A 23,935-nucleotide genomic window follows, 5' to 3' on the forward strand; every position below is an offset into this window, starting at 1 on the left:
GGCAAGGCATTCGATATGGCGCATCCCCTGCCCGTCGTGGCGATCATCGGCCGACCCAATGTCGGCAAATCGACCCTGTTCAACCGGTTGGTCGGCAAGCGGCTGGCATTGGTCGACGATCAGCCGGGCGTGACCCGCGACCGGCGGGAGGGCGAGGCGCATCTGCTGGGCCTCGAATTCATCGTCATGGATACCGCCGGCTATGAAACCGAGGATGCAGCGACACTGCCCGGCCGGATGCGGGCGCAGACCGAGGCTGCGGTGCGCGATGCCGACGTGGCGCTGTTCATGGTCGACGCCCGGGCCGGGCTGACCCCGCTCGACGAGGAAATCGCCCGCTGGCTGCGCGTTGCCGATACCCCCGTCGTCCTGATCGCCAACAAGGCGGAGGGCCGGGCAGGGGAGGCGGGCGTGATCGAGGCGATGGCGCTGGGCCTGGGCGATCCCATTCCGCTGTCGGCCGAACATGGCGAGGGGGTGGTGGACCTGTTCGAGGCGCTTCGCCCCCATTGCGAACGTCCTGAGGGCGAAGCGGACGGCGACGAACCCGAAGATGCCGAGGGCGGGCCGCTGAAACTGGCGATCGTCGGGCGGCCAAACGCGGGCAAATCGACGCTGATCAACCGGATGCTGGGCGAGGACCGGCTGATCACCGGGCCGGAGGCGGGCATCACCCGCGATTCCATTGCGGTCGACTGGGTCTGGCGGGACCGGCCGGTGCGGCTGATCGATACGGCCGGGATGCGCAAAAAGGCGCGCGTTCAGGAAAAGCTGGAAAAGCTGTCGGTCGCCGATGCCCTGCGCGCCATCGATTTCGCCGAGGTCGTCGTCCTGTTGCTCGACGCGACCAAGGGGCTGGAGCTTCAGGACCTGAAGATCGCCGACCGCGTCCTGCAGGAAGGACGCGCGCTGATCATCGTCCTGAACAAATGGGATGTGGCCGAAGAGGCATCGAGCCTGTTCAACGGCGTGAAGGCGGCGCTCGAAGAGGGACTGGCCCAGGCAAAGGGCATTCCGCTGCTGACCGTATCGGCGATCACCGGCAAGGGGATCGACACGATGATCCAGGTCGCGTTCGAAACCCGCGAAGCCTGGTCGCGCCGCGTCTCCACCGGTCAGCTCAACCGCTGGTTCGAACGCGCCATCGAAACAAACCCCCCGCCCGCACCCGGCGGACGGCGCATCAAGCCGCGCTATATTACCCAGAACAACACGCGTCCCCCGGCATTCGTCCTGTTCGGCACGCGGGTCGATCAGCTGCCCGAAAGCTATCGCCGCTATCTGATCAACGGGTTGCGGCGCGAGTTCGGCTTTGGCGCGGTGCCGGTCCGCCTGTCGCTACGCGCGCCCAAGAATCCGTTCGATCACCGCGAATGATCCGCCGGATCGACGCACGGGGCTTGCGCTGCCCCTGGCCGGCGGTGCGCCTGGCCAGGGCGTTGAGAGAGGGCGGGGGGGATCAGCCGCTGGAAATCGCAGCGGACGATCCAGCCGCGGCCGTCGAGCTGGCGATTGTCGCTAGCCAGCACGGCCGCACGATTGAAAAGATCGCAACCGACCTGTTTCGTCTGTCCTAATCCTCGGCGTTTAACCGTCTGCTTACCCTTTCGGGCTTAGGGAATGGCAGGACGCGGTAGCGGGATTTGGGAGTTTCCTATGGGCGAAATCGGGCAACGTGCCCTGGTCGATTGGACCGCCTATTCCCAGGCGCGGGCCGAGCTGGGCGCGAGTTTCGTCCGCATCCTCGGCTATTTCCGGGAAGACGGCGTCAAATCGGTCGCCGCCATCGAAGCCGCGATGCGCGCACAGGATGCCGCCGCCATGGTGATCCCGGCCCACACGCTGAAAGGGGAATCGCGCCAGTTCGGGGCAGAGCCGCTGGCGGAACTGGCCGAAACGATCGAAATGATCGCGCGGCTCAGCATCGAAAATCACGATCGGCCGACGGCTGCGCTGGAACATATCGTCCAGCTGCGCCCGGTGTTCGATGCCACGCTTGCCCTGCTGGAACGCGACGCAAACCCGCTGGTCATGCGCAAGCCCCAGGCATTTGGCCGCCGGGTGTCGCCCACCACCTGAACGGTGCCGGGCGACGATGCCTGCGTTCAGGCTTCCTCGGCCTTTGAATTCAGCTGAACATAATTCTGGATGCCCATGCGTTCGATCATCTCGAACTGGGTCTCCAGCGTGTCGATATGCTCTTCCTCACTGTCGAGGATCCGGCGGAACAGGTCGCGGCTGACATAGTCGCGCACCGTTTCGCAATGTTCGATCGCGTCCTTCAGGTCCCGGACGGCATCATATTCCAGTGCCAGATCGGCCTTCAGCACCTCTTCGACGCTTTCGCCGATGCGCAGCCGCCCCAGCATCTGGAAATTGGGCAGGCCATCCAGGAACAGGATGCGTTCCGACACCCAGTCGGCATGCTTCATCTCGTCGATGGATTCGTGCCGCTCGTATTCGGCCAGCTTCTTGACGCCCCAATGATCGAGCAGGCGGTAATGCAGCCAATATTGGTTGATCGCGGTCAGCTCGTTCTTGAGCACCGTGTTCAGAAATTCGATGACCTTTGGGTCGCCCTTCATCGTCGCGCTGTCCTGTTGTTTCCCGGCCTTTTTCTACCGACAAAAAGCCTGGTCAGACAGCCCAAAAATGGCGGTTTTACGCGACTTTTTTCATGTGAGACTGGCAATCAATTGCACGCGCCTCGTCAATGATCTGCCGCGCGAAACAGGTGCATTGTCCGCATTTCGCCTGTTTGCCGAGCGCGCGGTACGCTTGTGCCACAGTGCAGGCACCCATGCGGGCCACCTGTTCCACCTCGGTTTCGCGGATGGCATTGCAAACGCAAACGATCATCGATTCCCTCGCTCGTTGAAGGGATGCTATCGATAATGCGATTGGCTCGCAAGCCGAAATGCGAGGCGTTATCAAAAAGAGCGGGCGACCGTCAGCTTAGTGACGCTGCCCCACGCATCGGCTGCATTCGGCCGCGCGCCAGGCTGCGCCACGCCCATTCGAACGGACCGAAGCGAAAGCGGGCAAGCCAGATCGGCGATACGATCAGCATGGCGGCCCACATGCCCAGCACGGGCAGATAGACCTGCCACCGATCCAGATAGCCATAGAGACCGATGCCATAGCCATAGAACAGGGTCGTCATGACGATGCTGGTCATCAGATAGTTGGTGAACGCCATCCGGCCCGTCGCGGCCAATCGCTGCGTCAACGGCCCGCCGCCCTGCGTCGCCAGCACGATCAGGCTGGCCCAGCCGACGATCATCAGCGGGCGGAACGGCACGGTCATCACCATGGTCGCCCCGATCACCGCGATCATGTCGAACCCGTAATGCACCATCATCGCCGCAATGGCGACATAGCCGATCAGGCCGACGCCCAGGCCGGTCAGCATCCAGAATCGCGTCCGCCCGGTCGGCCATTCGCCGGTCAGCAGCCCCGTTTTGAACGCGGCCATGCCGAACAGCATATAGGCCAGGGTTTCCCAGCCATATTGAAATAGCCCGGCAAGCGGGGCCACCGCATATTTCTCCCACCGTTCCGCGAGCAATCCGGGGTAATCGCCGCGGTGGAGCGCCAGGTCGGCGGCAAGATCGGCGGGCACCGGGACACCGAAGCCATTGCGAAACTCGGCCAGCGCCGCTGCCATCTCGGCCGGTGCATCGGGTTGACCCGCGATCACCGCGACGCCAAGCACCATCAGTCCGACCAGCAGCTGGATGGCGAGCAGGGCGATGCCCAGGCCGACCAGCTTCGGCACGCTCAGATAACGCATCAAAAAGGCGATACAGCCGATCAGCGCATAATGGCTGAGGATATCGCCCCACCAGACCAGGAACAGATGGGCCAGGCCAAAGACGAGCAGCCAGGCCATCCGGATATAATGGGTCCGCGGCGCGCTGGCCCCGGCAGCCGCTGCCCGCTGGGCGATCAGCAGCATCGAAGCGCCGAACAGGAACGAGAACAGCCCCCGCATCTTGCCGTCGAACAGGACGAAATTGACCAGATAGACGCCCATGTTCAGCGGATCGGTGCCGCCATAGGCCAGCGGGTTGAAATAGGCCGCCTGAGGCATGGAAAATGCGATGATGTTCATCAGCAAAATGCCCATCACCGCGACGCCCCGTGTGGCGTCGAGCGTCAGGATGCGCGCTGGCACCGGCTGGTTCATCGTCAATCTGTCTCCCCCGATATCGGCGTTGAACCATGGCCGTGCGGTTCGGGCAAGCGCCTATCGACTGCGAACGCTGGTATAGGGGATCTGGACATATTCCAGCGCCGATCGCGCGGCCCGGCGCCACGATCGTCCCTCGCCGCGACGGCGCGATAGCAATTGCTGGACGTTCAGGCCGATGCCGACATAAAGCGCCCGGCGCGGCTCGACGCCGCGGTCCCGTTCCCATTCGGTGAACCCGCGCGCATAATAGCCGCCATGCACTTCGACGAAGCGCATCGGTCCGCGCTCGAGTGGCTTGAACCCGGCCAGCTTCACCGCCAGCAGATAGCGTTGCCCAGCATAGTCGCTCAGTGGACGGAAGCCGCGTTCGCCGGATGGCAGATATTCCATGCGGAAATCCAGCTTGTCGTTCAGCCCCGGCACCTGATGGCGCAGCACCGACAGGCCGATGCCGGTCGCGTTCGACGCCATGTCCTCCCACGAAAAACCGTGATCGCCGGAAAAGCCGTCGAAAATCTCGACATAGGTCATCAGGCCCGCCGCCATCAACGCCGCACTGCGCTGCGCATGGCGGGGATTGGCGGCATTGGCGCGGATCGATGCGCCCAGAAACTCGGTGATGACAAAGGACGAATAGGCATGGCCGAGCTTGTCCATGCCGAAACTGCTCGTCTCGCGGCCGAACCATCCTTCGGAATTGAACCGGAAACTGGAATTGCCCCAGTTCCAGTTGGCGATGCCGATGGCGGTGATCCCGGCCGCCACGCCGCCCAGTTCCAACGGAATCTCTCCGGCATGATCGAACACGCCGCTACCGCCGGTTGCCGGTTCGACCGCTGGCTGGGCGTCGTCATCGGTGGGGTCCTGACGCAGCGTCAGGGGGTCGATCGGTCCGAACACCGCATGGGCTGGGGGCGGGGCCTCAACCGCCGATACCGGGCTGAACGCCACCGGATCGGCACTGGCCGGGTCGCCGGGTGGCAGCGAATAACAGCACAAAGCGAGCATCGCCGTCCCGCCAATCATGCCCATCCACCGCCGCCCTTCATCGATACCCGGCTGACAAGGCTAGAGAATTCGGCGGCATCCGGCAATGCGTCGCGCGCTGTCGCTCCGGCCGATCGATTGACCGGAGCGACTGAGTGCGTTCAGAAGCCGAACCGCGCCTGGATGCCGTAGAAGCGGGGCAGGCCGGGATATCCGGCGATGTTGCCCGTCTGCTCCGGCACCGGAAAGCTGGTGATGTAGTAGAATTCGTTCGTCAGATTTTCGACGAAGAACTCCAGCCCCCGCGTGCCATCGGCATTCTGGATGCCGATCCGGGCATTGATCAGCGGATAGCCTTGATTGCGAAGCGCGGTTTCGCCCGTCACCGGGTTGGGCGTGTTCGAATTGAGGTTCACTTCGCTGTTGTAGCGCATGTCCGCGTGGAACAGGGCATGGACGCCGTTGGAGATTTCCGGGGTCCAGGTGGTGGCGATTGTCACCGTATGCTTGGGCTGGTTGAACAGCTGCAGCCCCTCCTGACCCTGCAGCGGGGTACCGGCAAAGTTGTTGTCGGCATCATACTTGGCATCGATATAGCTGTAGCCCAGCCGGATCAGCAGAGCGCGGTCGGGCTGGATGGTCGATTCCACCTCGACGCCCTTGCTGGTGGTGCTGTCGACATTCTGCACCACGAAATTGGTGCCGCTGAACACCAGCGACTGCAGGTCCTTGAACTTGGAATAGAAGCCGGCGACGTTGAACGTGAACCCGCGCAGCGGCGAAGTCTTCACGCCCAGCTCGAACGAATCGACGGTTTCGCCATCAAATTGCAGGTCGCTGGCCTGTGCGCCGTTGCCGCCCAACAGGACGCTGTCGAACGTCGCCTGGTCCATGTTGTAGCCGCCGGATTTGAACCCGCGGTCATAGCCGCCGTAAAGCAGCACGTCGTCGCTGACCTTGTACGACAGCTTGGCCGTGCCGGTGATCTGGCTGTCGCTGAAATCGTCGGCATAGGTGCCGTTGAATTCGCTGTTCACCGCCGGGTTGCAGCTGAGCAGGAACAGGTTGTTGAACAGCGCATTATTGGCCGATGCCCCGCGCAGCAGCGTTGCATAGGTCGCCGCCGCCTGGTTGCCGGCACGGACCTGATTAAAGAACGCGCAGCTGCCCGTGGTGCTGTTGATCGTCGCGTCCAGCTCCTTCTTTTCGTAATTCCAGCGCGCGCCCAGGGTCAGCGACAATTCGTCGGTGAAATTGAAGATGTTGTGCGTGAACAGCGCGATTGCGTTGGTCTTTACGCGGAAATCGTCGTTGTTGTTGCCCTGGCCGGGCTGTGCGCCGGGCAGGGGATTGGTCAGCAGGTTGAACAGCGCCGATCCGGCGGGCGCGATCTGCTGCAACCGGATGGGTGGCAAGCCGGCCGCCGGCGGCGGGGCGACGATCGGGTTCTGCTGCAGCAGGACCTGACCGAACAGCGGCACATTCGGCCCCAGCGTGCCATAGAATTGCGCACCCGTGGGCAGCAACTGGCTGCGCGTCGCGCCGTTCAGCAGGAAATCGACATAGCGGTTGCCATCGTTGCCGATGCGCACGGTATCGCGCAGCGTGTTGGTTTCGTTCAGGTAGAAGCCCCCGACCAGCCAGTCGAGCGCGCCGTCGAACGCCGATCCCTGGAACCGCAGTTCCTGGGTAAAGGTGTTCAGCCGGTTGAGGTAATCCTCACGATAGGCGCGGTCGATGCCGGAAAAATCGATGTCCTGATCGCGCAGTGCCCGCCATTTGCGATAGGCGGTGATCGACGTCAGCGATACGCCGCCCAGATCCCAGTTGAGCTCGCCGGAAACGCCGAAATCGCGGACCTTTTCGGTAAAGGCGCGGTTCGGCGAAATCGCCATCTGACGCAGCGACGGGTCGCCGGTGAACAGGCCGTCCAGACCCTGCAGCGCGCCGATCGCCTCGATCGCCGGCGTCGGATTGGTCGCGCCGATCCGCGCCGCGCTGACCGCGCCGCAGCAGTTTTCGTCGGTTTCGTAATAATCGCCGATCAGACGGAAGGTGACGTCGGTGGTTTCAAACAGCGCCTGGCCGCGAACATAATATCGGTTGATGTCGTTGATCGCACGGTCGCTGTTCACGTCGGAGATGTATCCGTCGCGCTTGCGATACCCGGCGTCGACGCGCAGCGCCAAATTTTCGGACACGGGGCCGGTCAGCGCGCCTTCCAGTTCATAGGCATCGTAATTGCCATAGCCGGCCTGGACATAGCCCCCCAATTCGAACTTCGGCTTGGCGGTAAAGATCGACAGCGCACCGGCCGACGTATTGCGACCGAACAGCGTTCCCTGCGGCCCGCGCAGCACCTCGACCCGCTCCAGCTGCGGCAGTTCGGCCACGGCCACACCGGCGCGGGGACGATACACGCCGTCGATGAACACGCCCACCGCCGGCTCGAACCCAGGATTGTCGCCCGCCGTGGTGATGCCGCGGATGAACAGGGTGGTGCCGGTGGCCGAGGACTGGCCGGTCGACGACTGAATCGACGGGGCCAGCTGCTCCAGCCCGCGAATGTCCTGAACGCCCGAATTCTGCAGCAAGGTCTGGGAAATCGCGGTTACCGCGATCGGAATGTCCTGGATCGACTGTTCGCGCCGGGTAGCGGTGACGATGATGTCGCCGGCGTTTTCGAATGTTTCTTCCTCGGGCGCGGGATCGACGGCGTCCTGTGCGAGGGCGGGCGATGCGCCGAATGCTGCGACGGCAAGGGCGCTGACGGCGAAGAGATGGCAGGCTTTCATAACGGCATCCTCTCTGTTCGGTCGCTCGGGTTCTTTTGACCGGTCGGCCTTCTGTCTGATTGCTGCGCAGCTAACGCGCGAAATTTTACCCCGTCAACGGAATTTGCACTGTGGAGAATACGGCGGTTTCCCTATGTTTCTTGGCCGCAACAGTTGCATTTGCGAAACCACTGCCCATGTCCCGCCCTGCCGTAGCGGCACCCGCATCAGGAGAGTCCATTTTGGCCGATCACGACGAAGACCTGTTTGGAAATGGCGATCTGGTCGCGCCGCCTCCCAAGATTCCCGTTCCCGACGATGTCGCCGCTGCTGTCGCCACCTTGATTCGCTGGGCCGGGGACGATCCGACGCGCGAGGGATTGCTGGACACGCCGAAACGCGTCGCCCGCGCATGGAAGGAATATTGTTCCGGTTACGGAGAGGATCCGGCCTATCACCTCTCGCGCATCTTCGAAGAGGTCGGCGGCTATGACGAGATCGTGCTGCTGCGCGACATCCCGTTCCAGTCGCACTGCGAACATCACATGGCCCCGATCATCGGCAAGGCGCACATCGCCTATCTGCCGCAGAACTGGGTCGTCGGCATCTCGAAACTGGCGCGCGTGCTCCATGCCTATGCCCGCCGGTTGCAGGTTCAGGAACGGCTGACCGCCGAGGTTGCCGACTGCATCTGGAACAACCTGCGCCCGCGCGGCGTCGCCGTGGTGATCGAGGCGACCCATGCGTGCATGACCGCGCGCGGCGTACGGACCCCCGGCGTGACGATGACGACGAGCCGCATGATGGGGGTATTCCGCGACGATGAGCGCAGTCGCAAGGAGGTGCTGGCGCTGATGGGCAAGGGCTGAATGGGGCAATGGTCCGACCGCAGGGCGCCGGAAGCGACGCCGCGGTCGGGCGTCTGGCCGCTCTCGGACGCCGCCGTCTGCGTTCAGGCCGGGGTGTTGAACGTCCGTGCGGACTGACAGCCGCCAACCACACTTTCCCAACCGCCAAGATGGTCGTTGGTGTCGGTGGAAAGGCACCAGCCGCCGCCATTGTCGCGGCCGTCCCACAGGATCTTGCGACCATCCCGGAACACTTCGACTTCATCGATGAACAGGGCGTCGCCGCCGGTATTCTCGATGATCACCGCCGCCAGCTCGCGTACGCTGGTCACTTCCACCTTGAGATCGGATGACACCGGCGCCCCCAGGACCGAGCAGGAGCCGGTCCCTTGAACGCGCCGTTCGTACAGCCGATCCGCACCGGTGAATGCGAACGTCACGACCAGCGCGTCCGCCGTGCCCGTGTCGCTCAGCGCCGAATGACAATAATCGATCGCCACGACATAGGTCTTTTTCGTGCCGGCCAGGTCCGACGGCGGCGGGCCGCTGACTCCTTCGGTGATGACCGATATGTCCCGCCCCCTTGTCGTCGGTGGCGGAGTCGACGGATTGATCCTGGGCTGCGGTGCGGGGGTCGCCTGTTGCCCCTATGCCGCGGCGGCAGCCGCCCGGGCCTATGCCGCGGCGCGTCCGTTCAATGCCTGTGCCCTGGCAATTTGGAACGCCCGCTCGTCCAGCACCCACAACTCATTGCGATTGGTCGCGGGTATCGGCGCGACCGTCAGCGCACCGTCGCGCATCTGCAGGTACAGGTTGGGGCGGCTATAGGGCCTGATCCTGAACAGCGGGATGACTCCGACAATCCGCTCGATGACCCAGGGATCATTCGCCGTCCCTTTTTCCAGGGCAAGCGCGCCGCGGACTGTGCCGTCATCGGTGCCGCCGCGGTTGACCAGATATTCGCCGGTATATCGGTTGCGCAGCAGATAGGCATCGGTGGGGCCATAGATATGGGAACCGATCAATTCCCATTGCGCGCTCCACCACCCCTCTGGGGCGGGGGTCGCGGCGATCGTCCGGGTTTCGAGGTTGATCGCCGTCGTGCCGTCGCCACCGCTGACGATCCGGCTATAGCTTTGCGCCGATACGGCCATGGGAAAGGCGAGGCTGGCAAGCACCGCCATGATCACGATGCAGATACTGCGGATGCTCATCGCATCTGTCCCCCGCCCGTGCCGCGCAGACCGGTCGTGCCGCGCTGAATTTCCTTACGATAGCGTAAGAATCACAGGATGAACACGGTTCATTCCGGCAGTGTATCGGCGCATGGGCAATATATGGCGGGCGCCCGGCAATGCGGGGCGCCCGCAGCAGCGCATGTCAGGCGCGCGCAGCGTTTGCCGCCGAGATGACCGCGCGGACGCTGGCGGTCGCGATGTCCTCATCCACGCCCACCCCCCAATGAATCCGGCCATCGGCATCGACACATTCGACATAGGCTGCGGCCCGAGTTGTCGCGCCCTTGCCGATGGCATGCTCGCTATAGTCAGCCACATCCAGCGACAGGCCAGCCGCTTCGTTGAGCGCGGCGACGACCGACGAGATCAGCCCGTTGCCCCGCCCGCTGACCGACCGGCGCTGGCCGCCCATGCCGATATGCCCGGCGAACAGCCGGTCGCCATTCGGCGCGCGCGCCTCTTCATAGGCTTCCAGCGTGAAATGCTGGTCGCCGGTCAGCCGATATGCCGACTGGAAACATCCCCAGATGTCGCCGGCGTTCAATTCGCGGCTGGTCGCGTCGGCCAGCGCCTGGACGTGACGGCTGAAATCGGCCTGCAGCCGCTTGGGCAGTTTCAGCCCCTGGTCCTGTTCCAGCACCCAGGCGACGCCGCCCTTGCCGGACTGCGAATTGACGCGGATCACCGCTTCGTAACTGCGGCCCAGGTCTGCCGGGTCGATGGGCAGATAGGGGACTTCCCACAGGGCGTCGTTGCGCGCTTCCTGCGCTGCGAACCCTTTCTTGATCGCATCCTGATGGCTGCCGGAAAAGGCGGTGAACACCAGGTCGCCGGCATAGGGTGTGCGCGGATGCACCGGGATGTTGGTGCAATATTCGACCGTGCTGACAATGGCATCGATATTCGAGAGGTCCAGCCCCGGATCGATTCCCTGCGTATAGAGGTTCAGCGCCACGGTCACGAGGTCGCAATTGCCGGTCCGCTCGCCATTGCCCAGCAGGCAGCCCTCGACCCGGTCGGCGCCCGCCATCATGCCCAGTTCAGCCGCAGCGACGCCGGTGCCGCGATCATTATGGGTATGCAGCGAAATCACCGCCGCTTCGCGGTTCGGCAGGTTGCGGCAGAACCATTCGATCTGGTCGGCATAGACGTTGGGTGTCGCGCATTCCACCGTGGCGGGGAGATTGAGGATCAGCGGTTTGTCAGGCGTCGGCTGAATGACTTCCATCACCGCCGCGCAAACCTCCAGGCTGAAGTCCAGTTCGGCGGTTGAGAAGGTTTCCGGCGAATATTGGAAATGCCAGTCGGTGCCGGGGCGGGCGGCCGCATTGTCCACCAGCATCCGGGCGGCATCGACGGCGATCTGCTTCACCTGCGCGCGGTCCATGCCGAACACGATCCGCCGCCAGGCCGGGCTGACCGCATTATAGACATGGACGATGGCGCGGTGGATGCCCTCCAGGCTGTCGAAGCTGGTGTCGATCAGGTCGCGCCGCGCCTGGGTCAGCACTTGTACCGTCACATCCTCCGGGATGGTGCCGGAGCGGACCAGGCCGGAGATGAAGTCGAATTCGGTCGCACCGGCCGCTGGGAAGCCGACCTCGATCTCCTTGATGCCGACGCGGACCAGCAGGTCGAAGAAGCGCTGCTTCTTTTCGCTGTCCATCGGATCGATCAGCGCCTGATTGCCGTCGCGCATGTCGGTCGACAGCCAGCGCGGGGCGCGGGTGATCGTGCGGTTCGGCCATTGCCGGTCGGGCAGGGCGATGGGCGGGAAGGGGCGGTATTTGGTCGAAGGATCGCGGAGCATCGGTTCACATTTCCATCATCGGCATCCGGCGTGGGATGCGAAGGCGTTGCGGCTGATTGGCTCTTGGATCATCCCCCAGGCGGCGCGACAGCGCGCGGACACACACCGCCTAAGGGCGGATAAGTCGTAGGGTGGCGAGGGGCGCAGCCGCGATCATTGTTGCGCTATGGCGGGCGCGGCCAACTTTTGTCCAGCCAAAAAATGGCCGGTTCGGTAGTTTTGTGGCGGAGGGAGAACACCCTCACTCTTCCGGAGCTGCGCTCCTCCCTCCCTCTCCCGCAAGCGGGAGAGGGAAGGGGCCCGCCGCGAAGCGGTGGGAAGGGAGAGGGTCTTCCCTTGGACCTTTACTGCTTTTCGAACGCGATCGAGATGTCCAGTTCCACCTCGTCCGACACCAGGGGCAGCGCATAGTTCACACCGAAATCGCTGCGCTTGATCGAGGTTTCAGCCTCGAAGCCGACGGTTTCCTTCTTGTTCATCGGGTTGGCGCCCGCGCCAGTGAACTCCGCCTCGAACGTGACCGGCTTGGTCACGCCGTTCAGGGTCAGGTTGCCGGTGATCTGAGCCGTCTTGCCGTCGGCGCCGGGCACCACCTTGGTCGACACGAAGCGCGCATCGGCCGGGTTGGGGCCAAAGAAGTCCGGCTTGCCGCCGTCCTTACCCGCCCGCAACAGGTGATTGGTCAGGCCGGCGCTGGCCGTCGTCACCTTGGATACGGGAATGGTCACGTCCACCTTTGCGGCAGCAGGGTTCTTGGGGTCCAGCGTCAGCGTGCCCGCAACGTCCCCGAACAGGCCGTAATAATCGTTGAACCCGAAATGATTGACTTCCCAGCCGATCAGCGAATGGCCGGGATCGGCGGCATAGGTGCCGCCGGTGACGCGGGATGCATCGACCGCGCCGGGCAGTTGCGGGGCAGACTGCGCCATCAGCGGGGCAGTGGCGGCGACGGCCGCGAGGATCAGGACGTTACGCATTGGGGGCCTCCTGTTGTTGAACTGGCAGCGGTTATGTGTGGTGTCGTCTGCCCAACGTCCAGCCAAGGGATGGAAACATGCCGTTTTCGGTGGTGCTTGTCGCCGCGCTGACCATTTCTTTAAACAATTGCAGGCAATTCCTTCGGGAAAGTACGGCTTGAACGGGTGAAACATGATACAACTGGTCTATGTCAGTTCGGTCGGGGCCAATGTGACGGCGCGCGATATCGACCAGATTTTGGACGTTTCGCGGCGGAACAACCGGCGCGACGGCATCACCGGCCTGCTCTATTCGGACGGTCGACGGTTTCTTCAGGTGCTGGAGGGGCCGGAACCGGCAGTGCTTGCCGCCTATGGGCGGATCAGTGCCGATGCGCGGCACCGTGCCGCCGTCACCCTGTCGCGCACGCCGATCGAGCAGCGCCAGTTCGGCAACTGGGCGATGATGCATCTGCACGATCCGAGCGAGCGCGACGCCTTTATTGGCCGGATACAGTCGATGGTCGCACAAGCCAGCCCCGCGGTGCGCGCGACGTTCGAGGGCTTCGCCCAGGCCCGCCGCGCCGCCTGAACCCCGGCAAGGGAGCAGGCGACGCGGGACCGACCAATCAGTTCTTGGCCTTGTCGACCAGCTTGTTGGCGCCGATCCAGGGCATCATGCCGCGCAGCTTGCTGCCGACTTCCTCGATCTGGTGGCGCTTGGCGGCCGCACGGCTGGCCTTCAGCTCCGGCTGACCGGCGCGGTTGTCCAGCACGAAGTCGCGGACGAAGCGGCCCGACTGAATGTCGGCCAGCACGCGCTTCATTTCCTTCTTCGTCTCTTCGGTGATGATGCGCGGACCGGTGCGGATGTCGCCGAACTCGGCGGTGTTGCTGATCGAATAGCGCATGTTTGCGATGCCGCCTTCATACATCAGGTCGACGATCAGCTTCAGTTCGTGCAGGCACTCGAAATAGGCCATTTCGGGGGCGTATCCCGCCTCGACCAGCGTTTCGAACCCGGCCTGGACCAGCGCGGTGGTGCCGCCGCACAGCACGGCCTGTTCGCCGAACAGGTCGGTTTCGCATTCCTCGCGGAAATTCGTCTCGATGATGCCCGAACGGCCGCCGCCGACGCCGCTGGCATAGGCGAGCGCCACGTCGTGCGCGTTGCCCGACACGTCCTGATGAATTGCGATCAGGCAGGGGACGCCGCCGCCCTTCAGATATTCGCCGCGCACCGTATGGCCCGGCCCCTTGGGCGCGATCATGATGACGTCGACATCGGCGCGCGGCTCGATCAGGCCGAAATGCACGTTCAGGCCGTGCGCGAACGCAAGCGCCGCGCCGGGCTTCAGCTTGGCGTGGAGATCCTTGGCATAGATGTCCGCCTGATGCTCGTCGGGGGCCAGGATCATCAGAATGTCGGCCCAGGCAGCGGCATCGGCGTTCGCCATCACCTTGAAGCCTGCACCCTCCGCCTTGGCGGCGCTCGGCGAACCGGGGCGCAGCGCGATGGCGACATTGGCGATGCCGCTGTCGCGCAGGTTCTGCGCATGGGCATGGCCCTGCGATCCGTAACCCAGAATGGCGATATTCTTGCCCGTGATGAGGTTCAGGTCCGCATCGGCATCGTAATAGACACGCATTTGAAGTCAGTCCCCTTTGTGATGCCGTCATGCCGAACTTGTTTCGGCATCCATCGGCCCCCAGCCGCTCAGTCGCATATGGCGGGATGGACCCTGAAACAAGTTCAGGGTGACGGCTGTTTCAATTCTGGCTTATGCGGCTTCTTTCCCCCGCGCGATGGCGACGATGCCGGTCCGCGCAATCTCGACCAGCCCCAGTTCGCGCATCAGTTCGACGAACTTGTCGAGCTTCTCGGTGCCGCCCGTCACTTCGAACACGAAGCTTTCGGTCGTCGCATCGACCACGCGGGCCCGGTACACTTCGGCCAGGCGAAGCGCCTCGATCCGGTGATCACCCGTGCCGCGCACCTTCACCAGTGCCAGCTCGCGCTCGACATGCGGGCCAAGCGCGGACAGGTCGGTCACCTTGTGCACCGGCACCAGCCGGTCCAGCTGGGCGATGATCTGTTCCATCATCGGCGCCGATGCGCTGGTGACGATGGTGATGCGGCTGATCGCGTCATCATCGCTGATCTCGCTGACCGTCAGGCTTTCGATATTATAGCCGCGCGCGGTGAACAGCCCGGCGATCCGCGCCAGGATGCCCGGCTCGTTGTCAACGATGACGGCGAGCGTGTGCCGCTCGGCAATTTCCTGTTTGATGTGCATGAGCTTAAACCAGCGCCTTCGCTTCGTCGTCCATAGTGCCCGACACCTCGGCCGCCTGCAGCAGCATGTCGGTGTGCGCCGCGCCTGACGGGATCATCGGGAAGCAGTTGGCGAGTTTCGCCACGCGGCAATCGACGATCACGGGGCCGTCATGGTCCAGCATCGCGGCGATGCCGTCATCAAGCTGGTCCGGCCGCTCGATCAGGATGCCCTTCCAGCCATAGGCTTCGCCCAGCTTCACGAAATCGGGCAGGCTGTCGGAATAGCTCTCCGCATAGCGGCTTTCATAGGTCAGTTCCTGCCACTGGCGGACCATGCCCATATATTCGTTGTTCAGGATGAAGATCTTGACCGGCAGCCGGTACTGCGTCGCCGTCGCCAGTTCCTGAATGTTCATCTGAATCGACGCCTCGCCCGCAATGTCGATGACGAGCGCGCCCGGATTGCCCAGCTGCGCCCCGATCGCGGCAGGCAGGCCATAGCCCATGGTGCCAAGGCCACCGCTGGTCAGCCACTTGTTCGGCGCGTCGAACCCGAAATGCTGCGCGGCCCACATCTGATGCTGGCCCACCTCGGTCGTGATGATCGGCTGGCGCGCCTTCGTCGCCTCATACAGCGCGCGGATCGCGTGCTGCGGCATGATCTCCGCGCGGGATGCGGGGAAATCGAGACAGCGGACCGCGCGCCATTCGGCAATGCGCGCCCACCAGGCCGAAAGGTCGGGCTTCGGCGTCTGCCGCGCCTTCCACACCTTCAGCATGTCTTCCATCGCCAGCCCGACATCCCCGACGACGGGCAGGTCGACACGGACGGTCTTGTTCATGCTCGACCGGTCGATGTCGATATGGATCTTCTTGGAATGCGGGGCAAAGGCATCCAGCCGCCCCGTCACCCGGTCGTCGAACCGCGCGCCCAGGCACAGGATCAGGTCCGCCTGGTTCATCGCCCAGTTCGCCTCATAGGTGCCGTGCATGCCGAGCATGCCCAGCCACTGGTCACCCGTCGCCGGATAGGCGCCGAGGCCCATCAGCGTCGACGTGACGGGCGCGCCGGTGATCCGCGCCAGTTCGCGCAGTAACTGCGTCGCCTGCGGACCCGAATTGATGACGCCGCCGCCGGTATAGAGGATCGGCCGCTCCGCCGCCGCCAGCATTTCGACTGCCGCCTCGATCAGATGGGCATCGGCCTTCACCTGCGGGCGATAGGTCTTGTGCTGGATGGGGCCGGGCTTGCGATATTTGGCGGTGGCGACCTGAACATCCTTGGGAATGTCGATGACCACCGGGCCGGGGCGTCCGTTGGTGGCGATATGAAACGCCTCATGGATCACCTCGCCCAGCTTGGCCGGGTCCTTCACCAGATAATTATGCTTGGAACAGTGGCGGGTGATTCCGACCGTGTCCGCCTCCTGAAACGCATCCGATCCGATCAGCGTGGTCGGCACCTGGCCGGTGATGACCACCATCGGGATCGAATCCATCAGCGCATCGGCGATGCCGGTCACCGCATTGGTCGCGCCGGGTCCGGAGGTGACGAGCACGACGCCGGGCTTGCCGGTCGACCGGGCATAGCCCTCTGCCGCGTGCGTCGCCGCCTGTTCGTGGCGGACCAGGATATGCTTGATCTGACGCCGGCCGGGGACCGCGTTCTGCTTGAACAGCGCGTCATAGATGGGAAGCACCGCCCCGCCCGGATAGCCGAACACGACCTCCACGCCGAGGTCGATCAGCGCCTCGACCAGGATGTCGGCTCCACTCTTCTCGGTCACGGTTCGTCTCCCATCATTCGCAGGCGCAGTATCAGAATTCGAGCCGCGCTGCTAACCGCATAAAAAATACGCGTCAATGCCTATGTGTGTAATTTAGTTTCAAAATGATCAATCAGCGCAGATTTTTCTGTCGTCATCAGTCGCGGCCAGTCTGACGGTGGCTGGTTACGGAACCACGTATATTGCCGCTTGGCATATTGGCGGGTCGCCAGCATGGCCCGGTCCAGCGCCTCGGCTCGGGTGATGTCGCCCGCCAGCATGGCCGCGATTTCCGGCACGCCGATCGCGCGCATCACCGGCAAGTCCGGGGGCAGGTGGCGGCTAAGCAACGCCCGTACTTCCGCCATCGCGCCGCCATCGAACATCGCGGTCAGCCGTGCATCGCACCGCTGCGTCAGCCAGTTCCGGTCGGGCAGCAGGATGGCGGCGGTCAGGGCGATGCGCTCGCTGATCCCGCCTTCGCGCTGCGCCTGCCATTCCGCTAGCGTCCGGCCGGTGGACAGCTTCACCTCCAGTGCCCGTGCCACCCGCGTCGTATCGCCGGGGTTCAGCCATGCCGCCGCCGCCGGATCGACGGCCTGAAGCTGGTGATGGGCCTCGGCGACGGGCAGCGCGCGGACCTGCACCCGGATCGCCGGGTCGATCTCTGGCACGGGCGCAATGCCGTCGAGCAGGGTGCGCAGATATAGCCCGGTGCCTCCGACCAGGATGGGCAGACGGTCCTCAGCCAGCGCGGCATCGATCGCCGCCCGCGCATCGGCGGCATAATGCGCCGCGCTATAGGCATCGGCCCCGTCGACATGGCCGAACAGCCGGTGCGGTGCCTGTGCCTCCTCTGCCTCGGTCGGGCGGGCGGACAGGATGCGCAGATCGGCATAGACCTGGCTTGCATCGGCGTTGATGACCACGCCATCGTGCCGCCGCGCCAGTTCCAGCGCGATTGCGCTCTTGCCGCTGGCGGTCGGCCCTGCGATGAGCGCGACGCGCGGAAGGGAAGGGCCGGAAGACATGTTCATCGCCACACTGATAGCATCGGAACGATTGACCGAGGGGGATTTTTCCGCCGCTATGGATCGGCTGGCGGGGGCTGGCTGTGCCCCGTCCGCCCGGCAATGGATCGATGAAGGCGTGGCGGGCGACATCCGCTTCATGGTCAATCCCGACGCTGCCCGGCTCAATCTGGAACTAGCCTTTCCCGGCGTGGACATCGCGGTCCAGCCCGATACCCCGGACCGGCGCAAGCGGTTGATCGTCGCCGACATGGATTCGACGATGATCACCGTCGAATGCATCGACGAACTGGCGGACTATGCGGGGATCAAGCCGCAGATTGCCGAGGTGACCGAACGGGCGATGCGCGGCGAGCTGGACTTCGCCGAGGCGCTGGACGCGCGGGTCGCCCTGCTCGCCGGACTACCGGAAAGCGCCATCGAACTATGCCTGGCCGAACGGGTGCGGATCATGCCCGGCGCGCCGGAGCTCGTTCGCACGATGCGGGGCTGGGGAGCGACGGCCATCTTGATTTCGGGTGGCTTCACCCGTTTTGCCGGGCCGGTGGCGGACCGGATCGGCTTTTCCCGGATGATCGCCAACGAACTGCTGATCGCGGACGGCAAGCTGACCGGGGCAGTGGCCAAGCCCATCGTGGATTCGGCAACGAAGGAAGCGACGTTGGCCGCCGCGACGGCCGAACTGGGGCTGAATCCGGAACAGACGCTGGCCGTGGGCGACGGGGCCAACGACCTCGCAATGATCGAGCGGGCGGGGCTTGGCGTCGCCTATCATGCCAAGCCGGTGGTCGCCGCCGCCGCGCAGATGCGCGTCGATGCGGGCGACCTGACCACCCTGCTCTATGCGCAGGGGGTCAGCCGGCGGGAATGGGCCGCCGGCTGAACCGGCCTATTCGAACTCCAGGATCGCGGCATCCACGGCCAGGCTGTCGCCCGGCGCAAAGTTCGCAGCCTTGACCACCGCGCTTTTTTCGGCGCGTAGGATATTTTCCATCTTCATCGCCTCGATCACCGCCAGCGGCTGACCGGCCTCCACCTTGTCGCCGGGCGCGACGTGCAGCTGGGTCAGCAGGCCCGGCATCGGGCACAGCAGGAACCGGCTCATGTCCGGCGGGACCTTTTCGATCATGTGCCGGCGATAGGGGGCAATGTGCGCGGGCAACACCTCGACCCGGTGGACGGCGCCGCGCGTCGTCAGCAGCCACCCGGTCCGCGTGCGCTTCACCTTCACCGACAAAGTGTCGCCATTGGCGGTGGCAGTCACCATTCGGTCGCCGGGCTGCCAGTGCATGGTGCCATCAACGCGCTGACCGTCGACCATCGCGTGGCCCTCGGTCAAGGTGACGGCATGATCCTCCCGGCCGATCCGCACGGTCCAGTCGGACGGCGGCAGCTGCGCGGTGCCAAGCTGTCCTGAAATCTGCCGAGCGCGGCCTGCAGTCGTGAACGAAAGCCCCGCCGCAACCGCCGCCAGCGCGCGGGTCAGCTCGGCCGATGCCGGTGCACCCGAAAACCCCTCCGGGTATTCCTCAGCGATGAATCCGGTGGTCAGCGCGCCCGACCGGAACCGCGGATGCTGCATCAGCGCGGACAGGAAATCGATATTCTGGCCAAGCCCCTCGATCTGGAATCCGTCTAGCGCCTGCACCTGCAGATCGGCGGCCGCGTCGCGGGTGGGGGCCCAAGTGATCAGCTTGGCGATCATGGGATCGTAGAACATCGATACTTCGCCGCCCTCGGCCACGCCGTCATCGACGCGGATATAGGCGCAGGCCGAATCCGGTTCGCCATAGGGCGTGGTGGATGCCGATGGCGGGGCATAGCGGACCAGCCGACCGGTCGATGGCAGGAACCCGCGATAGGGATCCTCGGCATAGACGCGGTTCTCGATCGCCCAGCCGTTCAACCGGATATCCTTTTGATCGAACGCCAGCCGCTCGCCGGCCGCAACCCGGATCATCTGTTCGACCAGGTCGATGCCCGTCACCGCTTCGGTCACCGGATGCTCCACCTGCAGCCGGGTGTTCATTTCCAGGAAGTAGAAGCCCTGGCCGCTGGTATCCGCGCCGCTGACGATCAATTCGACCGTACCTGCGCTGTAATAGCCGACCGCGCGGGCCAGTGCGACCGCCTGCTCGCCCATCGCCCGGCGCATATCCGGCGTGACAAAGGGGGGGAGGGCGCTTCCTCCACCACCTTCTGGTGCCGCCGCTGGATCGAACATTCCCGCTCGCCCAGGTACAGGATGTTGCCATGCTGGTCGCCCAGCACCTGGATCTCGATATGGCGCGGGCTTTCGATGAACTTCTCGATGAACACGCGGTCGTCGCCGAAACTCGCCAGACCCTCGCGCTTCGTCGCCTCGAACCCGTCGCGGACATCCTGTTCGCTCCACGCCAGCCGCATCCCCTTGCCGCCGCCGCCCGCCGATGCCTTCATCATCACCGGAAAGCCGATATCGCTGGCGATCTGCACCGCCTCCTCGGTATCCGCGATCTCGCCCAGATAGCCGGGGACGACATTGACCCCCGCCGCCTTGGCCAGCTTCTTGGATTCGATCTTGTCGCCCATCGCGGCGATGGCGTTGGGCGGCGGCCCGACGAACGCGATGCCCGCTTGCGAGCAGGCGCGGGCAAAGCTCTCCCGCTCCGACAGGAATCCATAGCCTGGATGGATGCAGTCCACGCCGGTCGCCTGCGCTGCGGCCAGGATCAGCTCCGCCTTCAGATAGCTTTCGGCGGCAGGCGCCGGGCCGAGCCGCACCGCCTCGTCCGCCATCAGCACATGCGGGCTGCGCGCATCCGCATCGGAATAAACCGCCACGGTGGCAATCCCCATCCGCTTGGCCGTGCGGAACACCCGGCACGCGATTTCGCCGCGATTGGCGACCAGGATCTTCTTGAACATCATTCAGCCTCGGCTTGTGCGAACAGGTGACGCAGCGCGATCATTGCCGCGCCGTGATAGATGCTGGCATGGGTTTCGTTCGGCATGGGTGCGAACGTCCATGTCAGACCCGCCGGTGCGTTGGTGCGGAGCAGGTCGGCAAAGGGCGTGACGCCCATGCCCTGTTCATTGGCGACGCTCAGCCACAGGGTTCTTCCCGCCGTCCCAGGCAACATAGGCCGGGCGGCGGTCAGCAGCGACTGGTTGTCCCACCACAGGCTGGGGCTGATCGCGATATACTGATCGAACAGCGCGGGCTGACGCAGCAGCGTTTCGACGACGAACAGCCCGGCCAGCGATTCCCCCATCACCGCGTCGGTGCCATCGGTCCGATAGCCATGCTCCACCCAGGGCTTGACCTCATCGGCGATGAAGCGGCGAAACCGTGCGCTGTCTCCCGCAGTGGGATATTCCGCCTTCAACGCGGGATCGGTCGTGGGAAAGGCGAGTTCGTTGCGACGGTCGACAGTCTCGATCCCCACGACGATGACGTCCCGCGTCGTGCCGTTGACCGTGCCCAACTGGGCCAGGCCGCTGATGTGATGGAAATCCTGGTCAACCCCGCCGTCGAGCAGATAGAGGACCGGGTAGCGCTTGCCGCCATCGGCATAACCGGGCGGCAGCCAGATATTGATCGTTCGCGTCGTCGGCATGATCGTGCTGGCCAGCCGATAGGACTGGCCGACGACGATCGGAGTCGCTTCCGGTGCCGTCTGGGCGCTTGCGACCGAGGTCCAGCAGGCCAGTATCAGCAGCCAGAAAGCATGGTGTAACCGGCCGATCACGCATCGACCTCCACTGGCGGCATGTTGTGGCCGAGCAGGCGAAGCACGTCGGCTGCGCATTCAACGACGTTGCTGCCCGGGCCATAAATGCCCTGAACTCCCGCGTCGCGCAGGAAATCATAATCCTGGGGCGGGATGACGCCGCCTGCGATCACCTTGATGTCGCTGCGCCCCGCCTCGCGCAGCCCGGCGATCAGCGCGGGGATTAGCGTCTTGTGACCCGCCGCCAGACTGGATGCGCCGACCACGTCGACCCCGCTGTCGAGTGCCAGGACGGCGGTTTCCTCCGGCGTCTGGAACAGGGGGCTACTGACCACCTCGAACCCCAGATCGGCAAAGGCGGATGCGATCACGTTCGCGCCGCGATCATGCCCGTCCTGCCCCATCTTGGCGACCAGCAGGCGGGGTTTGCGACCCAGTCGACGGGCGACGGCATCAACGCCGGCCGTCACCTGCGCCCAGCGGTCATCCTCGGCATAGGGCGCGGCATAGACGCCCCGGACCGGGGTAGGGGTGGTGGCATGACGGCCGAACACATCCTCCATTGCGGCGGAGATTTCGCCCAGCGTCGCCCGCGCCCGCGCCGCCGTGACGGCCAGAGCGAGCAGGTTCGTTTCCCCCCCAACTTCCCCGACCCCCGCTCGTGCTGAGCTTGTCGAAGCACTGTCCTTTTCCTGGGCCGTGGCAGGAGAAGGCAGCCCTTCGACAAGCTCAGGGTGAACGGACTGGGCGGCGACCCTAAGCGCATCCAGCGCTGCCCGCACCGCCGCGTCGTCCCGCGCGGCCTTGACCGCCGCGATGCGCGCCACCTGCGCCTCGCGCACGGCGGCGTTATCGACCTCCAGCGTCTCCAGCCGGTCTTCCTCACCCAGCCGGTATTTGTTCACCCCGACGATAACATCCTCGCCGCGATCCACCCGCGCCTGCCTTGCGGCGGCGGCTTCCTCGATCATCGCCTTTGGCCAGCCGGCGGCGACCGCTTTCGCCATGCCGCCCTCGGCCTCGACGCGCTCGACGATTTCCCACGCCTTGTCGGCCAGTTCCTTCGTCAGCGCCTCGACATAGTAACTGCCGCCCAGCGGATCGACGACCTTTGTCATTCCAGTTTCCTCCTGCAGCACGATCTGCGTGTTGCGGGCGATCCGGGCGGAGAAATCGGTGGGGAGGGCAATGGCCTCGTCAAGCGCGTTGGTGTGCAGGCTCTGCGTCCCGCCAAGCATCGCCGCCATTGCCTCAACGGTCGTGCGGATGACGTTGTTGTACGGATCCTGCTCGGTCAGCGACACGCCGCTGGTCTGGCAATGCGTCCGCAGCATCTTGCTGCGCTCGTCCTGCGCGCCCAGCTTCGTCATGGCGCGATGCCACAACAGGCGGGCGGCGCGCAGCTTCGCCACCTCCATGAAGAAGTTCATGCCGATCGCGAAGAAGAACGACAGCCTGCCGGCGAACTTGTCGATATCCAGCCCGCTCTCCACCCCGCGCCGGACATATTCGATGCCGTCGGCGATGGTGAAGGCCAGTTCCTGCACCTGCGTCGCCCCGGCCTCGTGCATGTGATATCCGCTGATCGAGATCGAGTTGAACTTCGGCATGTGGGCCGAGGTGTAGGCAAAGATGTCCGCGATGATCCGCATCGATGGCTCGGGCGGGTAGATATAGGTGTTGCGGACCATGAACTCCTTCAGGATGTCGTTCTGGATCGTCCCTTCCAGCAGCGCCTGATCGACGCCCTGTTCCTCTGCCGAGACGATGAAGAAAGCGAGCACGGGGATCACCGCGCCGTTCATCGTCATGCTGACGCTCATCTGGTCGAGCGGGATGCCGTCGAACAGGATCTTCATGTCCTCGACCGTGTCGATCGCCACCCCCGCCTTGCCGACATCGCCGGTGACGCGCGGGTGATCGCTGTCGTATCCGCGATGGGTGGCAAGATCGAAGGCGACGGACAGCCCCTTCTGCCCGGCGGCCAGGTTGCGGCGATAAAAGGCGTTGGATTCCTCTGCGGTCGAGAAACCGGCATATTGCCGGATCGTCCAGGGGCGACCGGCATACATCGTCGCCTTCACGCCGCGCGTATAGGGAGTAAAGCCCGGCAGGCCGGGGTCGATGCCCGCCGCATCCTCGGCGGTGTAGAGCGGCTTGATCGCAATCCCCTCCGGCGTGTGCCAGGTGAGGTCGCGGCCCTTCACTTCCTTCGCGGCGAGCGCGGCCCAGTCGGCGGGGGTGGGTTTGGCCGTCATACGCAATCTCAAATCCTGTTCCCCTCTCCCCTTGTGGGAGAGGGTTGCGAAAACTTGGCAGCTTGCTGCCTAGTTGGAGCT

Annotated in this window: 21 protein-coding genes and 1 pseudogene; 6 read left to right on the forward strand and 16 right to left on the reverse strand. The window is 64.5% G+C overall.

Annotation, left to right across the window (positions count from 1 at the left end; genetic code table 11):
- Positions 1-15: 15 nt before the first annotated feature.
- From der to ACPVPU_RS07810, 3 genes are all read left to right on the forward strand, one after another.
- Positions 16-1,377 (forward strand): ribosome biogenesis GTPase Der, encoded by a 1,362-nt coding sequence (der, locus tag ACPVPU_RS07800; protein ID WP_448657354.1) that lies wholly within the window; start codon positions 16-18, stop codon positions 1,375-1,377.
- Entirely contained in the window at positions 1,374-1,577 is a 204-nt protein-coding gene (locus ACPVPU_RS07805; protein WP_448657356.1) for a sulfurtransferase TusA family protein, read from the forward strand. Before der ends, ACPVPU_RS07805 begins: the two co-directional genes overlap by 4 nt.
- A gap of 79 nt (positions 1,578-1,656) precedes the next feature.
- Positions 1,657-2,079: an Hpt domain-containing protein gene (locus tag ACPVPU_RS07810; protein ID WP_448657358.1), complete on the forward strand. Its 423-nt coding sequence runs from the start codon at positions 1,657-1,659 to the stop codon at positions 2,077-2,079.
- A gap of 26 nt (positions 2,080-2,105) precedes the next feature.
- Here the strand turns inward: ACPVPU_RS07810 and bfr are convergent, their stop codons facing one another.
- The 5 genes from bfr to ACPVPU_RS07835 form a co-directional block, all read right to left on the reverse strand.
- Positions 2,106-2,585: a bacterioferritin gene (bfr, locus tag ACPVPU_RS07815; protein WP_448657360.1), complete on the reverse strand. Its 480-nt coding sequence runs from the start codon at positions 2,583-2,585 to the stop codon at positions 2,106-2,108.
- Between the two features lie 76 nt (positions 2,586-2,661).
- Positions 2,662-2,859: a (2Fe-2S)-binding protein gene (locus ACPVPU_RS07820; RefSeq protein WP_448657362.1), complete on the reverse strand. Its 198-nt coding sequence runs from the start codon at positions 2,857-2,859 to the stop codon at positions 2,662-2,664.
- 91 nt (positions 2,860-2,950) lie between these two features.
- Positions 2,951-4,189, reverse strand: coding sequence for a DUF418 domain-containing protein (locus ACPVPU_RS07825; protein ID WP_448657364.1), 1,239 nt, complete (start codon positions 4,187-4,189; stop codon positions 2,951-2,953).
- A gap of 60 nt (positions 4,190-4,249) precedes the next feature.
- Positions 4,250-5,227, reverse strand: a complete 978-nt coding sequence (locus ACPVPU_RS07830; RefSeq protein WP_448657366.1) for a DUF2279 domain-containing protein — start codon at positions 5,225-5,227, stop codon at positions 4,250-4,252.
- Between the two features lie 116 nt (positions 5,228-5,343).
- Positions 5,344-7,977 carry a TonB-dependent receptor gene (locus tag ACPVPU_RS07835; protein ID WP_448657368.1) on the reverse strand — a complete coding sequence of 878 codons (2,634 nt, stop codon included), beginning with the start codon at positions 7,975-7,977 and terminating at the stop codon, positions 5,344-5,346.
- 221 nt (positions 7,978-8,198) lie between these two features.
- On the opposite strand from ACPVPU_RS07835, the gene folE reads away from it, so the two are divergent.
- Positions 8,199-8,825 carry a GTP cyclohydrolase I FolE gene (gene folE / locus ACPVPU_RS07840; protein WP_448657369.1) on the forward strand — a complete coding sequence of 209 codons (627 nt, stop codon included), beginning with the start codon at positions 8,199-8,201 and terminating at the stop codon, positions 8,823-8,825.
- An 83-nt stretch (positions 8,826-8,908) separates the two neighbouring features.
- On the opposite strand, the gene ACPVPU_RS07845 is transcribed toward folE, so the two are convergent.
- From ACPVPU_RS07845 to ACPVPU_RS07860, 4 genes are all read right to left on the reverse strand, one after another.
- Positions 8,909-9,304, reverse strand: coding sequence for a hypothetical protein (locus tag ACPVPU_RS07845; protein ID WP_448657370.1), 396 nt, complete (start codon positions 9,302-9,304; stop codon positions 8,909-8,911).
- 174 nt (positions 9,305-9,478) lie between these two features.
- Entirely contained in the window at positions 9,479-10,018 is a 540-nt protein-coding gene (locus ACPVPU_RS07850; protein WP_448657372.1) for an RICIN domain-containing protein, read from the reverse strand.
- 166 nt (positions 10,019-10,184) lie between these two features.
- Positions 10,185-11,852 carry a 2-isopropylmalate synthase gene (gene leuA / locus ACPVPU_RS07855; protein ID WP_448657374.1) on the reverse strand — a complete coding sequence of 556 codons (1,668 nt, stop codon included), beginning with the start codon at positions 11,850-11,852 and terminating at the stop codon, positions 10,185-10,187.
- A gap of 344 nt (positions 11,853-12,196) precedes the next feature.
- The gene (locus ACPVPU_RS07860) at positions 12,197-12,829 is read right to left on the reverse strand and encodes a YceI family protein (protein ID WP_448657376.1); all 633 of its coding nucleotides are present in this window, start codon (positions 12,827-12,829) and stop codon (positions 12,197-12,199) included.
- A 172-nt stretch (positions 12,830-13,001) separates the two neighbouring features.
- Here ACPVPU_RS07860 and ACPVPU_RS07865 point away from each other — a divergent pair, with 172 nt between their 5' ends.
- Positions 13,002-13,400, forward strand: coding sequence for a BLUF domain-containing protein (locus ACPVPU_RS07865; RefSeq protein ID WP_448657378.1), 399 nt, complete (start codon positions 13,002-13,004; stop codon positions 13,398-13,400).
- A 37-nt stretch (positions 13,401-13,437) separates the two neighbouring features.
- Here the strand turns inward: ACPVPU_RS07865 and ilvC are convergent, their stop codons facing one another.
- From ilvC to miaA, 4 genes are all read right to left on the reverse strand, one after another.
- Entirely contained in the window at positions 13,438-14,457 is a 1,020-nt protein-coding gene (gene ilvC, locus ACPVPU_RS07870) for a ketol-acid reductoisomerase (RefSeq protein WP_448657380.1), read from the reverse strand.
- A gap of 132 nt (positions 14,458-14,589) precedes the next feature.
- Positions 14,590-15,105 (reverse strand): acetolactate synthase small subunit, encoded by a 516-nt coding sequence (ilvN, locus tag ACPVPU_RS07875; protein ID WP_260019768.1) that lies wholly within the window; start codon positions 15,103-15,105, stop codon positions 14,590-14,592.
- 4 nt (positions 15,106-15,109) lie between these two features.
- On the reverse strand, positions 15,110-16,873 hold the full coding sequence (locus ACPVPU_RS07880; protein WP_448657381.1) for an acetolactate synthase 3 large subunit: 1,764 nt from the start codon (positions 16,871-16,873) through the stop codon (positions 15,110-15,112).
- A gap of 80 nt (positions 16,874-16,953) precedes the next feature.
- A complete protein-coding gene (gene miaA / locus ACPVPU_RS07885; protein WP_448657382.1) occupies positions 16,954-17,889 on the reverse strand; it encodes a tRNA (adenosine(37)-N6)-dimethylallyltransferase MiaA in 936 nt (311 codons plus the stop codon).
- Between miaA and serB the strand changes: the two genes are divergently transcribed.
- Positions 17,882-18,766, forward strand: a complete 885-nt coding sequence (gene serB / locus ACPVPU_RS07890) for a phosphoserine phosphatase SerB (protein ID WP_448657384.1) — start codon at positions 17,882-17,884, stop codon at positions 18,764-18,766. The genes miaA and serB overlap by 8 nt on opposite strands.
- A 6-nt stretch (positions 18,767-18,772) precedes the next feature.
- On the opposite strand, the pseudogene ACPVPU_RS07895 reads toward serB, so the two are convergent.
- From ACPVPU_RS07895 to scpA, 3 genes and pseudogenes are all read right to left on the reverse strand, one after another.
- A pseudogene (locus tag ACPVPU_RS07895) lies at positions 18,773-20,790 on the reverse strand (ATP-binding protein).
- Positions 20,790-21,614, reverse strand: coding sequence for an alpha/beta hydrolase (locus ACPVPU_RS07900; RefSeq protein ID WP_448657386.1), 825 nt, complete (start codon positions 21,612-21,614; stop codon positions 20,790-20,792). The pseudogene ACPVPU_RS07895 and the gene ACPVPU_RS07900 overlap by 1 nt, the downstream one beginning before the upstream one ends.
- The gene (gene scpA, locus ACPVPU_RS07905; protein ID WP_448657388.1) at positions 21,611-23,854 is read right to left on the reverse strand and encodes a methylmalonyl-CoA mutase; all 2,244 of its coding nucleotides are present in this window, start codon (positions 23,852-23,854) and stop codon (positions 21,611-21,613) included. The genes ACPVPU_RS07900 and scpA overlap by 4 nt, the downstream gene beginning before the upstream one ends.
- Positions 23,855-23,935 lie beyond the last annotated feature (81 nt).

Source organism: Sphingomonas paludis, assembly GCF_053502515.1.